The 14,600-nt window shown below is 67.9% G+C and carries 10 protein-coding genes and 1 tRNA gene; 8 read left to right on the top strand and 3 right to left on the bottom strand.

All coding sequences use genetic code 11. The annotated features are described in order from the left end of the window. The first annotated feature begins 95 nt into the window (after positions 1-95). From ASD13_RS00125 to ASD13_RS00115, 3 genes are all read left to right on the top strand, one after another. Complete coding sequence (locus ASD13_RS00125) at positions 96-1,187, top strand: YlbL family protein (RefSeq protein WP_082531355.1); 1,092 nt, start codon at positions 96-98, stop codon at positions 1,185-1,187. A 75-nt stretch (positions 1,188-1,262) separates the two neighbouring features. Beyond that, complete coding sequence (locus ASD13_RS00120; RefSeq protein WP_055864357.1) at positions 1,263-4,175, top strand: UPF0182 family membrane protein; 2,913 nt, start codon at positions 1,263-1,265, stop codon at positions 4,173-4,175. 296 nt (positions 4,176-4,471) lie between these two features. Then, complete coding sequence (locus ASD13_RS00115) at positions 4,472-4,999, top strand: hypothetical protein (protein ID WP_055864353.1); 528 nt, start codon at positions 4,472-4,474, stop codon at positions 4,997-4,999. A 399-nt stretch (positions 5,000-5,398) separates the two neighbouring features. Here ASD13_RS00115 and ASD13_RS00105 read toward each other — a convergent pair. Further along, a tRNA-Met gene (locus ASD13_RS00105) sits at positions 5,399-5,472 on the bottom strand. 95 nt (positions 5,473-5,567) lie between these two features. Between ASD13_RS00105 and ASD13_RS00100 the strand changes: the two genes are divergently transcribed. Then, a complete protein-coding gene (locus ASD13_RS00100; protein WP_055864347.1) occupies positions 5,568-6,398 on the top strand; it encodes a carbon-nitrogen hydrolase family protein in 831 nt (276 codons plus the stop codon). 37 nt (positions 6,399-6,435) lie between these two features. On the opposite strand, the gene ASD13_RS00095 is transcribed toward ASD13_RS00100, so the two are convergent. Continuing rightward, positions 6,436-7,638: an aminotransferase class I/II-fold pyridoxal phosphate-dependent enzyme gene (locus ASD13_RS00095; protein ID WP_055864344.1), complete on the bottom strand. Its 1,203-nt coding sequence runs from the start codon at positions 7,636-7,638 to the stop codon at positions 6,436-6,438. A 98-nt stretch (positions 7,639-7,736) separates the two neighbouring features. Between ASD13_RS00095 and ASD13_RS00090 the strand changes: the two genes are divergently transcribed. Genes ASD13_RS00090 through ASD13_RS00080 form a run of 3 tightly spaced genes read left to right on the top strand, consistent with a single transcriptional unit; the run spans position 7,737 to position 12,106 of the window. After that, positions 7,737-9,371 (top strand): S1C family serine protease, encoded by a 1,635-nt coding sequence (locus tag ASD13_RS00090; protein WP_055866733.1) that lies wholly within the window; start codon positions 7,737-7,739, stop codon positions 9,369-9,371. A gap of 48 nt (positions 9,372-9,419) precedes the next feature. Next, positions 9,420-10,673 carry a CDP-glycerol glycerophosphotransferase family protein gene (locus tag ASD13_RS00085; protein WP_055864340.1) on the top strand — a complete coding sequence of 418 codons (1,254 nt, stop codon included), beginning with the start codon at positions 9,420-9,422 and terminating at the stop codon, positions 10,671-10,673. Beyond that, positions 10,670-12,106 carry a CDP-glycerol glycerophosphotransferase family protein gene (locus ASD13_RS00080; protein ID WP_055864338.1) on the top strand — a complete coding sequence of 479 codons (1,437 nt, stop codon included), beginning with the start codon at positions 10,670-10,672 and terminating at the stop codon, positions 12,104-12,106. The genes ASD13_RS00085 and ASD13_RS00080 overlap by 4 nt, the downstream gene beginning before the upstream one ends. Before the next feature lie 15 nt (positions 12,107-12,121). Here ASD13_RS00080 and ASD13_RS00075 read toward each other — a convergent pair whose 3' ends face one another. Further along, on the bottom strand, positions 12,122-13,195 hold the full coding sequence (locus tag ASD13_RS00075) for a glycosyltransferase family 2 protein (protein ID WP_268776177.1): 1,074 nt from the start codon (positions 13,193-13,195) through the stop codon (positions 12,122-12,124). A gap of 119 nt (positions 13,196-13,314) precedes the next feature. On the opposite strand from ASD13_RS00075, the gene ASD13_RS00070 reads away from it, so the two are divergent. Beyond that, positions 13,315-14,598, top strand: a complete 1,284-nt coding sequence (locus ASD13_RS00070) for a CDP-glycerol glycerophosphotransferase family protein (protein WP_055864335.1) — start codon at positions 13,315-13,317, stop codon at positions 14,596-14,598. The last annotated feature ends 2 nt before the right edge of the window (positions 14,599-14,600 follow it).

Here is a 14,600-nt window from a genome sequence, read left to right as displayed (position 1 = left end):
TGTTGCCGTGGCATCTACGCTAGTCACAGGTTTCTGCGCGCGAACCCGATGCGGGCAGATCGGTGTACGCCGCTCGCGAACGACGGAGGAATGCAGTGGATCGAACGCGGTCTGGGAAGCTCGGACTCGGAGTCTGGGCGCTGATCGTCGCGCTCCTCGCGCTGGTCGTGCTGACGTTCCTTCCGTCGCCCTACGTGATCCAGCGACCGGGGCCGGTGTACGACACCCTCGGCACCGCGAAGGGTGCTGACGGCGAGCAGGTGCCGCTGATCAGCGTCGAGGGGGCCGAGACGTTCGAGACCGCGGGGACTCTGGACCTCACGACGGTGCAGGTCGTGGGCAACCGCGAGCGCACACCCAGCTGGTTCGAGCTCGCCCTGGCGTGGATGGATTCGTCCAAGGCGGTCGTCCCCCTCGACTCGGTGTTCCCCCAGGGGGTGACGAGCGAGCAGCGCGACGAGCGCAACGCCACGCTGATGGTCGACTCCCAGCACGAGGCGACAGCGGCCGCGTTGAACGAGCTCGGATACGACACCGGCGCCGAGGTCGTCGTGGTCGAGGCCGTGGCGGATTCCCCGGCCGACGGCATCCTCGAAGCCGATGACGTCATCACCGCGATCGACGGAACTCCGGTCTCCTCGGCCACGCAGCTGCGGGAGGCGATCCAGGCCGCGGCAGGAGCGCCGGTGCAGCTCACCGTGCTGCGCGGCGGCGCCGAGCAGACCGTGGAGGTCACCCCGGAGAAGCACACCGAGGGCGACGCGACCGCATGGCTCATCGGCATCACGCTGCGCACCGACTACGACTTCGAGATCGACGTCACGATCCAGCTCGACAACGTCGGCGGACCCAGCGCCGGGATGATGTTCGCGCTCGGGATCATCGACACGCTGACCGAAGGGGAGCTCAACGGCGGGAAGGACATCGCCGGCACCGGAACCATCGACGCGGCGGGCACGGTCGGTCCGATCGGCGGCATCCGTCAGAAGCTCTACGGCGCGCGAGACGCAGGAGCCGACTACTTCCTGGCTCCCGCGGCGAACTGCGACGAGGTCGTCGGACACGTGCCGGACGGACTGCAGGTCATCCGCACGGCGACGCTCGAGGAGTCGCTCGCCGCCCTCGAGGTCATCGCGGACGACGGCGACGTCTCAGCGCTCCCGACCTGCGACCTCGCAGGCAGCTGAGCGCAGACGTCACCGTGACCGCGCTGTGATCGGGATGACAGCCTGCGCACAGTGAGCGATGCCTAGGATGGTGGGGTGACCTCCTCGCCTTCAGCTCCGAATCCGGCCACGCCTCGAACCTCACGACGCATTCTCGGCATCTCCCTGGTGATCATCGCCGCCTTGATCGCGGTGTTCTTCGTGTTCGCCTCCCTCTACACCGAATTCCTCTGGTTCGACCAGGTGGGCTTCACCGGCGTCCTCACGACGCAGTGGATCGCCACGGCGGTGATGTTCGTGGTGGGCTTCCTCGGGATGGCCGTTCCGCTGTTCGTCGTCATCCAGCTCGCCTACCGGCTGCGTCCGGTCTACGTGCGGCTCAGCTCGCAGCTGGACCGGTACCAGGAGGTCATCGAGCCGCTGCGTCGCCTGGCGATGTGGGGCATGCCCATCTTCTTCGGACTGTTCGCCGGCTTCGCGGCCGCGGGGCAGTGGAAGACGGTCTGGCTCTGGATCAACGGTGTGGCCACCTCGGACGTCGACCCGCAGTTCGGCATCGACACCGGCTTCTACATGTTCGCGATGCCGTTCTACACGATCCTGCTCGCGTTCGTCTCCGCCGTGCTCCTGCTCTCGCTCCTGGTCACCGCCCTCGTGTCGTACCTGTACGGCTCGGTGCGCATCGGTCAGGGTGAGCTGCGCATCTCGAAGCCCGCGCGCATCCAGCTCGCGGTCATCGCCGGTCTCTACCTGCTCGTGCAGGCGGCGAGCCTCTGGCTCGACCAGTACAAGACGCTCGTCGAGCCCGACGATCGCATCACGGGTGCGGCGTACACGGGCGTGAACGCGACGATCCCCGGTCTCGCCATCCTCGCGATCATCGCCGCTGTCGTGGCGATCCTCTTCTTCGTCACGGCCGTCATCGGCCGCTGGCGCTTCCCGCTGGCCGCGACCGCGCTGCTCATCGTGGCCTCGCTCGTCGTCGGCGTCGGATACCCGTGGGTGGTCACCACCTTCCAGGTGAAGCCGAACCAGAACGCCTACCAGGCCGAGTACTACCAGCGGAACATCGACGGCACGAAGGAGGCGTACGGGGTCGCAGACCTCGAGACCACGCCCTTCGCCGCCAAGACCGACGCCGAGGCGGGTCAGCTGCGCGCGGATGCGGAGACCACCGCCTCCACCCGCATCATGGACCCGAAGGTCATCCCGCCGACGGTGCGTCAGCTCGAGCAGTACCGCGGGTACTACCAGTTCCAGAAGACGATGGACGTCGACCGGTACGAGATCGACGGGAAGATGCAGGACACCGTGGTGTCGGTGCGCGACCTCGACATGTCGGGCCTGGGCGACGGTGACAACTGGAACAACCGCGTCGCGGTCTACACCCACGGCTACGGCCTCGTCGCCGCCGCGGGCAACCAGCGCACCACCGACGGCGAGCCGGTGTTCCTCGAGCGCGGTATCCCCACTTCGGGATTCCTGTCCGACCGGGAGAACTTCGAGCCGCGCGTCTACTTCGGTGAGAACTCGCCCGAGTACTCGATCGTCGGCGCTCCCGAGGGCTCGGAGCCCGCAGAGATCGACTACCCGCGCGGCAAGGACGGCTCGAGCGAGACGAAGACCACGTTCGACGGCGACGGCGGCCCGAAGGTCGGCGACACGTTCACCAAGCTCCTCTACGCGCTGAAGTTCCAGTCGGAGCAGATCCTGTTCTCGAACCTCGTGAACGAGGACTCGCAGATCCTGTACGACCGCGACCCCAAGACGCGCGTGCAGAAGGTGGCACCGTACCTCGAGCTCGACAGCGACCCCTACCCGAGTGTGGTGGACGGCCGCATCGTCTGGATCGTCGACGGCTACACGACGAGCCAGACCTACCCGTACTCGACGAGCGTGAGCCTGTCCGACGCCATCGCCGACTCCAACATCCCCTCGCCGACCCTCGCGATCGACGACATCAACTACATCCGCAACTCCGTCAAGGCGACGGTCGATGCCTATGACGGTTCGGTGAAGCTGTACGCGTGGGACGACGAGGACCCGGTGCTCAAGAGCTGGCAGAAGGTCTACCCGTCGACGGTGAAGCCGATCAGCGAGATGTCGGGGGAGCTCATGAGCCATGTGCGCTACCCGACCGACCTGTTCAAGGTGCAGCGCGACATCCTCGGCGTGTATCACGTCGACAAGGCCGGATCCTTCGCGCAGCAGGACAACCGCTGGCAGACGCCCAACGACCCCCGCAGCGAATCGATGCTGCAGCCGCCGTACTACCTGACCATGCAGATGCCGGGTCAGGACTCTCCCCGGTTCTCGATGTTCTCGACGTTCATCCCGAACTCGCAGGGAGCGGGCGGCAGCCGCGATGTGCTGATGGGCTACCTCGCGGTGGATTCGGATGCCGGCTCGGAGAAGGGCGTGAAGGCGGAGGGCTACGGCCAGCTGCGCATGCTCGAGATCGACACCGACACCACGGTCCCCGGTCCCGGTCAGGTGCAGAACACCTACAACTCGGACACTTCGGTCGTGCCTCAGCTCAACCTGCTCCAGCAGGGGGAGTCCGAGGTCATCTACGGCAACCTGCTGACGCTGCCCGTCGGTGGTGGTCTGCTCTACGTGCAGCCCGTCTACGTGCAGTCGTCCGAGGGAACGCAGCTGCCGCGTCTGCAGAAGGTGCTGGTCGCCTTCGGTGATCGCGTCGCCTTCGAGAACACCCTGACCGAGGCGCTCGACACCCTCTTCGGCGGTGACTCCGGTGCCACCGGCGGTGACGACACGGTCGAACCGGATCCGAACGCCGAGGTGCCCGACACCGGCGAGGTGCCGACGACCGAGCCCACGCAGCCGACGGGAGCCGAGGCCGAGGCCCTGGCTGCCGCTCAGACCGCGCTGCTCGACCGTGAGGCCGCGCTGAAGGCCGGAGACCTCGCGAAGTTCGCCGAGGCCGACGAGCGCCTTACCGTGGCGGTTCAGAAGCTGATCGAGCTGGACTCCGCAGCGGGCAACTGATCCGCAGCACCGAACAGAATGGGCGCCCCCGAGGGGGCGCCCATTCTCGTATCGGGGTGGCGCCCGGCATCGTCCGGGCAAAGCGAAAGGCCCTCTGGCTTGGATTTCTCCGAGTCAGATAGTTCGATATGCGATTACGTTCGGCTCGCGATTCCAAGTGAGAACTCGTTTCCGCTCGACCGGTGGCGATCAGCTGTCGGCCGCTCGTGCCGGTACGATCACGAAGGTGCCCGTAGGTTGCGCACGCCCCGCGGTGGGCCCATCTGGGGCCTGAAGGCCGAAGGAAGGACCTGAGCTTGTCTGAGAAGTCCACCTCGCTGCTCATGGATGCTGTCGCGACTTTGACTGACTGGCGTCTGGTTCGGACCTTCTCTTGTGAAGTCATCGTGCAAGATCCGGGCGAAGAGCCTCAGAGCCTCGAGCTTCACGCCGAACCGATGCACTCGTCGTATGTCCTCGTCGACCCTCGGACCGGTAGGCAGCAGTCTTATGACGACACGACGCGCTCGTTTGGCACTGACGGGCAGATAGTGCAGCGCCAGGCCAGTGCATTGCTCACAGAGCCCCTTCCAGTGCGCCTAGCCTTCCCGATGTCCCTACCGATCTGGGGGCGCCGTCACGACCTCTACCGCATGGTTGACGCCGATCGCGTGGGCAGCCTACTCACGGTCAGTTTGACGGGCCGTGCAGACGCGAGCCTATCGGGCACGCTCACCATTGATCTCAATCGAGGCCTCGCTGTGCGCATCTATGCCCCGACACTTCAGGTGGAGTATCGGGGCATAGTGCCGGCGCGTAGCCGGTTCGGCGTCTCTTCTCTTTAGAGGCCCGCTTCTTCCCCGTTCGAGTAGAAGCAACGATTGGCGTTCGTGTCGCAGTGGAATCGCGGGGTGAAGAGAGTCGGATCTGCCACCTCAGCACTGAACTGATAGTTGAAGTCTGTTATCGACAGGTCATCGAGGCGAACCGCGTGAGAGCCCCAGGTTGTCGTTCCGGTGAGATATGCCGCGTCAACCGGCCGGCTCCCTGAGCGGATGTCGAAGACAGAGCTGCTCAGGTCGCTGGGGATACCGATTCCGTTTTGGAGGAGCCTGCTGATCTCGCCGAGGAGCACTTCGCAGCCGTTCGCCCCAATCGGCCAACTGTCGACTGAATTTGTCGAATAGGACTCGGCCCAAAAAGGACAAGGCCCCGAGATCGTGATGATCTCGGGGCCTTTCTTGTTGCGGGGACAGGATTTGAACCTGCGACCTCCGGGTTATGAGCCCGGCGAGCTACCGAACTGCTCCACCCCGCGGCACAAGAAGTAACTTATCACGGATTCCGAAGGCGGGCGAATCCTGGGGGCCTCCGGGCGACGTCCCGGGCGTGTCGATGCGAGAGGATGGAGACATGTCCGAGACCGCAGCCGTCCCCGTCGCCGTGTGCCAGTTCGCGCCGACCGCCTCCCGAGCCGAGAACCGGGAGCGGATCGCCGCGCTGACGGCCGACGCCGCCGGGCGGGGGGCGAAGCTGATCGTGTTCCCTGAGTACTCGAGTTACTTCGTCGACCCCATGGACGAGAGCCTGGCTGCCAATGCGGAGGACCTCGACGGGGAGTTCGTCGAGACCCTGAGGGCACTGGCCTCCGAGTACGCCGTCGTGATCGTCGCGGGTCTGGCCGAACGGGCGACCGACGGGCATCGAGTGCGCAACACCGTGGTGGCCGTGCGGGGTGACCGCGTCCTCGCCGTGTACCGCAAGCAGCACCTGTACGACGCGTTCGGCCAGACCGAGTCCGACTGGGTGGAGCCGGGTGAGGTGGGGGAGGCCGCAACTTTCGAGCTGGGGGGCCTGCGTTTCGGGCTCATGACCTGTTACGACCTCCGCTTCCCTGAAGTGGCCCGTTCCCTGGTCGATGCGCAGGCCGATGCCCTGGTCGTGCCGGCCGAGTGGGTCAGGGGGCCGCTCAAGGAGCACCACTGGACGACGCTGCTCGCCGCTCGTGCGATCGAGAACACCGTCTACGTGGTCGCGGCAGGCCATCCGACCCCGATCGGGGTGGGACACTCGCAGATCGTCGATCCCCAGGGCGTCGTACTCGCCGGAGTGGGAACCGCTCCCGGGATCGCCGTCGCGGTGGTCGAGAGGGAGACGATCGAGCGCGTGCGGATCACGAACCCGTCGCTGCGCGTGCGGCGGTACTCCGTCACTCCTCGTGAGGTCGTGGCCCCCGAAGCCTAGGCGCGAACCGGGCCCGGGTCCGGCACAGCAGGTGCGGTCACGCGGAGAAGCGGGCGAGGCGCGTCGCCGCCTCTTCGAGGACCTCGACGCGCTTGCAGGCGGCGAAGCGCACCAGGCCCGCGTATTCGCTCCTGTGCTCCTCGGAGACGAAGGCTGTGAGCGGGATCGCCACGACGCCCACGCGCTCCGGCAGGGCCCGGCAGAAGGCCGCGGCGTCCTGTCCGCCCAGCGCCGTCGCATCCGCGACGGTGAAGTAGCCGCCCTGAGGTGCGTGCACGGTGAATCCGGCCGCCCTCAGCCCGTCGCCGAGGATCCCGTGCTTGTGGGCGAGCACGGCGGCCGCGTCCGTGAAGTACGCGTCGTCCATCCGCAGCCCCACGGCGACAGCCGGCTGAAATGGCGAGCCGTTGACGTAGGTGAGGTACTGCTTCACGGTGAGCACGGCCGTGATGAGCGCGGCCGGTCCATGCACCCATCCGATCTTCCACCCCGTCGTGGAGAAGGTCTTCCCGGCGGACGAGATCGTCAGCGTGCGCGCGGATGCTCCGGGGAGCGTGGCGATCGGGGTGTGCGCGGCATGGAACGCCAGATGCTCGTACACCTCGTCGGTGACGATGATCGCATCGTGCTTCTCCGCCAGGCGCACCACCTCTTCGAGCACCTCACGCCCGAAGATCGCTCCCGTGGGATTGTGCGGGTCGTTGACCAGGATGATCCTGGTGCGATCGCTCACCGTCGCGGCGAGCCGCTCGAGGTCGGGTTGGAAGTCCGGCGCGCGCAGCGGAACCGTGCGCAGCCGTGCCCCCGCGAGTGCCACGGCGGCGGCATAGGAGTCGTAGTAGGGCTCGAACACGACGACCTCGTCTTCGGGGCCGTCGATCAGCGCCAGCAGGGTCGCGGTCAGGGCCTCCGTCGCTCCGGCCGTCACGATCACCTCGCTGGAAGGATCGACACGGAGCCCGTAGAAGCGCCGCTGATGCTCGCTGATGGCATCGAGGAGATCCGGTGTGCCGCGACCGGGCGGGTACTGATTGGCTCCGCTCGCGATGGCGGCTCGCGCCGCCTCCAGCACCTCTGCGGGACCGTCCTCGTCGGGGAAGCCCTGGCCGAGATTGATCGCCCCGGTTCGAGCCGCCGCTGCCGACATCTCTGCGAAGATGGTGGGCGCGACGGTTCCGTCGGCAGCGAGCAGACCTGCCCCCGCTGCGGTACGACGCCATGCGCCGGGAATGACACTCATGAAGAACAGGCTAAGGCCATAGCTGAAACTCATCTTCGGCATAAGGAACGCACAGATACAGGCGTCATTCTGAAATGGTCGTCGAAGGAGCACACACCATGAACGAAGACAACCCCCAGGACCAGTCGGCATCCGCGTCGAACGACGCCACGCCGTCCACCGAGGCCGCACAGATCGCCGCTCAGCCGGTGACGGATGCCGCCGCTGACACGACCGCGCCGGCCGCTGCCGCCCCGGCGCCCAACGCGCCGGCCGCTGCCGCCCCGGCGCCCAACGCGCCGGCCGCTGCCGCCCCTATGCAGGGGCATCAGATGCCGTCGACGTTCACCTCGCAGGCCCCGGCCGCGCCCGTGATCGCTCCGGTCCCTCACGGCTACGCAGCATCTGCCGCCGGCGCGCCGGGCGCAGCCACCGCGCAGGGAGCCGCCTTCGGCATCCCCACCGCGGCGTCCTACACCCAGCCCACGCAGCCGCTCGACGGCGGCGCCGCGTACGGCACGCAGGGCGATGGCGCGAAGACCAAGGAGCAGAAGCCTCGTGGGGGCGCGAAGTTCGCCGCCTTCATCGTCGCGGCCGCTCTGGTCGGCGGCGTCGCCGGGTTCGGCGGCGGTGCGCTGCTGAACGGCCTCCAGGACCGCCCGTCCTCCGGCACGGCCTCCGGTCCGCAGACGGTGACGGTGAACAACCCCGGATCGGTCAACGAGACCACAGCGGTCGCGACGGCCGCACTCCCGTCCGTCGTCACCATCGAGGTGGCGGGCGCCGATCAGGGAGGCAGCGGATCCGGTGTCATCATCAGCGATGACGGCTACGTGCTCACCAACACGCACGTCGTGACCCTCGGCGGCGCGGTCGCCGATCCGACGATCCGCGTGACCACATCGGACGGGCGCATCTTCGAGGCGACCGTGGTCGGGACAGACCCGATCTACGACCTCGCCGTGATCAAGCTGAAGGACGCCAAGGGGCTGACCCCGATGGACTTCGCCGATTCCTCGAAGCTCAACGTCGGCGACACCGCTGTGGCGCTCGGCGCTCCTCTCGGGCTCGCGAACTCCGTCACCACCGGCATCGTGAGTGCGTTGAACCGCAGCATCCAGATCGCCTCGTCCGCCCTGCCCGACTCCTCCTCCGAGGACGCCCCGGACCAGCAGCAGACGCCGGATCAGGGTCAGGGCCAGGGGCCGTTCCAGTTCGACATCCCCGGAAGCGGCACGCCGCAGACCTCGGACTCCATCTCGATCGCCGTGATCCAGACGGACGCCGCGATCAACCACGGCAACTCCGGCGGCGCGCTCGTGAACAGCAAGGGCGAGCTGATCGGCATCAACGTGGCCATCGCGAGTTCGGGAAGCTCCGAAGAGTCGGGGTCGATCGGTATCGGGTTCGCCATCCCGTCGAACATCGCCAAGCGGGTGTCGGACGAGATCATCGCCGACGGTGCGGCGACGCACGGCCTGCTCGGCGCGTCCGTCCAGGATGCCTCGAGCGTGCAGGGCGCTACCGTCTCCGGGGCGTACATCGCCAAGGCGACCGACGGCGGCGCCGCCGCAGCTGCGGGTATCCAGGAGGGCGACATCGTCACCAGGTTCAACGGCGTCCCGATCACCAGCGCGAGCGATCTCACCGCGCAGGTGCGCGCGGCGGCGGCCGGCAGCGATGCCAAGGTCACCTACGTGCGCGGCGGCAAGGAGTACGACATCGAGGTGACGCTCGGCGAACTCGCCGGCTGACCCCACCACGCACAGGGAAGGACGCCACCGCCGCGATAGGCTCGCGGAGTGGCGTCCTTCTCTTTCGGCACCGGCAATGCGGCCAAGCTCCTCCGGATCCCGTTGTATGCCGTCGGACGCATCGGCACCCTCCTCCTTCCGCGCGGCCGGCGCTGGGTCTTCGGCTGCGGTGCCGGAGTGGGCGACGGCGCTCTCGCACTCCAGCGCTACGCGTCCGAGGCGGGCCACGACACCGTCTGGCTCACGGCGTCGGAGCGCGAGGATCGGGACGCTGCCGCCCTCGGTATCCGCACCGTGCGCAAGAGCGGACTGCGCGGATGGTGGACGACCGCTCGGGCGGGGGTGCTCGTGGTCACCCACGGACTCGGCGACGTGAACCGCTACGCGAACGGCGGCGCTTTCGTGGTCCAGCTCTGGCACGGGATCCCGCTGAAGCGGATCGGGCTGGATTCTCCGGCGACGACCCAGGTTCCGAATGTTCCCGCGGCGGCGCTGTTGCGTCGCGCGGTCGGTATCCTCTACCGCGCCGCAGCCCAGCGCATCCGCGTGCTCCCGGCCGCTTCGCACCGCGCACGGGGGCGCTTGGAGTCCGCGTTCGGCCTGGGTGATGACCGTGTGGTGGTCACAGGGGAACCTCGCGTCGACGTGCTCTCGGCAGGATCGGCGGAACACGTGAGGTCCGCGGCATCCGCTCTGCTTCGCAGCGTCGTGGGGGAGGTTCCCGATACCGCGCGCACCATCCTCTACGCGCCGACCTGGCGTGATGGGGCTCCCGACCCCGCCGTTCCCACCGCTGAGGAGTGGATCCGCATCGTCCGGGTCCTCGAAGAGCACGACGCCGTCCTGTTCGTGCGCTCTCATCCCCTGGGAGAGGGCGGATATGCGCCCCCGCTTCCGAGCCGCAGGGTGCACGCGCTCGGCGCTGCGATGCTTCCCGACGTGACGCCGGCGCTCGCCGCGTTCGACGTGCTCGTCACCGACTACTCCTCGCTCGCATACGACGTCGGTCTGCTGCGCATGCCCGTGCTGTTCCTGGCTCCGGATGCTGAGGAGTACGCCCGCACTCGTGGCTTCTACGGCCGGTACGACGACGTCGCAGGCCCCGACGCGGCCACCGACTGGGCGGAGCTCCTGGCACAGCTCGAAGCGCTCCTCGAAGACACCGCCGCCCACGACGCGGCGTCCGAGCGTTCCGCTACGCTCAGCGCGGAGATGCACGCATATCGGGACGGGCGCAACACCGAGCGCGTGTACCAGGTCATCCGCGCGCGGGGGATTCCCGCGCCGAAGGGAGCAGCATGACAACGGCCCGCATCGATGACGCGGCGGAGGCCCTGATCATCGAAGGGACCGGTCAGCGACCGGAAACGGCCGACCTGGTCGGACCACGAGCGCACGTCGAGGCTCGTGTCACCTGGGGCGGCAAGACCTGGAAGGCGACGTTCCCGTTGCAGGCCTCCCGTTGGGGCGGCCCTTCGCTTCCCCTGCCGACGGGGACGTACGAGCTGCGGATCGCCGATGTCGATCTCGATGATGTGCGACTCGCTCCTACCGTGCTCACCGGGGTTCGGATAGCGTTGAATGCCGGTACCGTCCGCATCGCCGCGCCGGTGGATCCGGTGTACGAGACCGCTGAGGGGCGCTCGACCCTCGAGGAACGGTACGTCGCTCAGGCGGGCGGCACAGAGAACGCCGTGTTCTTCGAGAGCTTCTACGGACGAAGCGTCGGATGCAACCCGCGGGCCATCGATCGCGAGCTCGCAGCGCGCGCACCCGAGGTGCGACGCTACTGGAGCGTCGTCGACCTCTCGGTCGAGGTGCCGGAGGGGGCGATCGCCGTCGTCGAGGGCAGCCCCCAGTGGTGGCACGCCCGCGGAGCCGCACGGCTGCTGGTGGTCAACGACTGGCTGCGTCGACGATTCGCCCGCAAGCCGGGGCAGAAGGTGCTCCAGACCTGGCACGGCACACCGCTCAAGCGGCTCGCCCTGCACCGTCCCGGCTTCGATCCGCGACGGATGGCCGCGGTCGTGAAGGAATCCCGGCGCTGGGACGTCCTGTTGGCCCAGAACACCTATTCCGAGCGCATCCTGCGCAAGGCGTACGCCTTCCTCGGGCGGCCGATCTGGGTGGAGGGATACCCCCGCAACGATGCGCTCACCAACGGCGACCCTGCCGAGGTCCGCGCAGCGTTGGGCATCGGGCCCGAGGAGCGCGTGCTCCTGTACGCACCGACCTGGCGCGATGACCGTGCCGAGATGGTCGACTTCGTCGATGCGGAGCTTCTGGCGCAGCAGGCGAACGCCGTGGTCCTCGTGCGCGGTCACTCCCGCACTCTGGAACAGGGACGCGATCGCGCGGGTGCACGTGTCATCGATGTGACCGGGTACCCCGAGACGGCACGGCTGCTTCTGGCGGCAGACGCCCTGATCACCGACTACTCCTCGGTGATGTTCGACTTCAGCGTCACCGGAAAGCCGATGTACTTCCTGGTGCCCGACATCGATCATTATCGCGGACAGCTGCGCGGGTTCTACTTCGACCTCGCGGAGCGCGCACCCGGTCCGCTCGTGCGCACTCAGGAGGAGCTCGCGGCCGCTCTGGACGACGCGGGCCACGTGGCCGCGTACGCGGATCGCTATGCGGCCTGGCGGAAGCAGTTCAACTCCCGCGACGACGGTCATGCCGCGCAGCGTGTGGTCGACCGCATCCTCGATCTGGGGTTCGTCACGCCCTGAGCCCGCCCGGCCGCGTCAGGGGAGAGGTGTGTTCCGGGTGCCGAGGCGCGAGGCGTCGACGGTGTCGCGGGCGCCGCGCAGCACACCACCCAGGAAGCCCAGGCCCCAGGAGATGTGCATCGTCGGCAGCACCAGGAGCGTCCACATCCGCTGGCGCACGCCCCCTCCGCCGGGCGCGAGCGCCACACCGATCACGAGCAGCAGATACAGCGCGAGCGGCACGTAGACGAGGATCGATGCGATCAGAGACGCCGCTCCGCTGAGCACCCCTGTCAGCTGCAGGACACCGATGACCACGGCGAGGGCCACGACCACCACGAGCGCGGGCGGGGCGAAATAGCGGATCCCGTTGCGGCGACCGAACCGACGCACGAGCTCACCGCGCCAGGCGCCCGTCGCGCGGAACTGCCGAGCCAGTCGCAGCCAGCTCTCCCGCGGCCAGTAGGTGACCGACAGATCGGGGTCGAACCACACCTTGTGGCCGGCCTGTCGGATCCGTAGGTTGAGCTCCCAGTCCTCGCCACGTCGGATCGACTCGTCGAACAGCCCGACCTCATCGAGAACGTCGCGCCGCATCACGCCGAGGTACGCCGACTCCGCCTCGCCCTCCTGCGAACTCCCGTGATAGGCGCCTCCGCCGAGCCCGACAGGGGAGTTGTACAGACGAGCGACCGCCTTCTGGAAGGGCGTGCGCCCCTCGGCGTGCATCACGCCGCCGACGTTCGCCGATCCGGTGCGCTCCAGAGTCTGCAACGCCAGGGCGGCGTAACCGGGGGAGAGTTCGGAGTGCGCGTCGACGCGCACGATCGTGCCGTAGCGGCTTGCCCGGATCGCGGCGTTCAGTCCCACCGGGATGTGCGCCGCAGGGTTGTCCACCAGCCGGATGCGGTCGTCCGTCGCCGCGAGTCGTCGGGCGAGCTCGGTCGTGCCATCCGTCGACGGGCCCAGCGCGAGCACGAGCTCGGTGGGGACATCGACATCCTGAGCGAGCACCGAGGCGATCGCGTGCTCGAGGTACGCGCGTTCGTTGAGCACCGGCATCACGAAGGACACCCCGGGCAGGGGGGCGGAGAATTCGTCGGCGCGCACATGATGATCATGGCACGGTGTCCACGCACGTTCCCTGATCGAGGGCGCGGCAGGGCGTCCGCAGTCCGCTGGACGGGCTGCGGCGGGAGGATCGGACGCGGACGAACTATTCTGGAGGGATGGGTGCACTGTCTGACGCGAAGAAGGCATACCGTCTGCTGAAGCGGGCGCTCGCGTCTCGCACCGCGGTGCAGCGCGTGCGACGCCGGCTCGCCGAGCGCGAGCCGTTTCCGACCGACCACTTCAAGGTCGCGGTCTACTTCGCCGACGGTGCCGTGAACATGTACCAGATGCGTCAGTGGTACCGCCCGCTCGCCGAGCTCGCGAAGCGCTGGCCCGTCGTCGTGCTCTCCCGGCAGGCCACCGGGACCGAGAAGCTCCTCGAAGAAGACGCCCCTCCGGTGGTGTTCGTCCCGAAGGTGCGCGATCTGGAGCGGTTCATCGCCACCCAGGACATCCGCATCGTGCTGTACGTCAACCAGAACACCAGGAACTTCCAGATGTTCCGGTACGGGCGGCGCTGGCATGTGTTCATCAATCACGGCGAGTCCGACAAGATGTACATGACGACGAACCAGTACAAGGCCTACGACTACGCCTTCGTCGCCGGACAGGCCGCTCGGGATCGTCTCTCGCGCACGCTGTGGGATTACGACGTGAACCACCGCACGATCGAGATCGGGCGCCCGCAGGCCGATCACTACTCCGGAACGCTTCCGTACACGCCCGATGAGCGGACCGTCGTGCTCTATGCGCCGACCTGGGAAGGCGACCGTCCCAGCGCCCACTACGGTTCGATCGCTTCGCACGGCGAGGAGCTCGTGAGCCGGCTGCTGGCGACCGGTGCCCACCGTGTGATCTACCGCCCCCATCCCCGCAGTGGCGTGGTCGATGAGGCGTACGGCGCCGCGCATCGACGGATCGTGGCCGCGATCGAAGCGGCGAATGCCGCGGACGCGACCGCTCACCATGTCTACGACGCGGCTCCGGAGTTGGGCTGGCAGCTCACCGCGGCCGACGTCGCCATCGTCGACATCTCCGCCATGGTCTACGACCGGCTCGCCGCCGGAAAGCCGCTGATGATCACGCGTCCGACGGACGAGCAGGCATCGATCGACACGCAGGGCTACCTGTCGGATTGCGAATGGCTGACCGCGGAGGCTGCGGTCGACATCGTCGCCGAGGTCGATCGGGTCCGAGCCGATGAGGCTGCGATCGCCCGGCTGCGGATGTGGGTCCAGCACTACTTCGGCGACACCACGCAGGGGGTGGCGACCGCGAAGTTCCATGCCGCGGTCGAGCGCCTCATGCAGGAGTGGGAGCGTTGGCAGGCGCATGAGGTCGGAACCGTCCGCGAAGACGAGGACGACGACGACGAAGAAACAGACGACGAGGACGCCTGAGG

The organism is Microbacterium sp. Root1433D1 (genome assembly GCF_001426835.1).
GTDB lineage: Bacteria > Actinomycetota > Actinomycetes > Actinomycetales > Microbacteriaceae > Microbacterium > Microbacterium maritypicum.
Note: the sequence above shows the minus strand (reverse complement) of the source record. Positions and strands in the feature narration are given on the sequence as shown.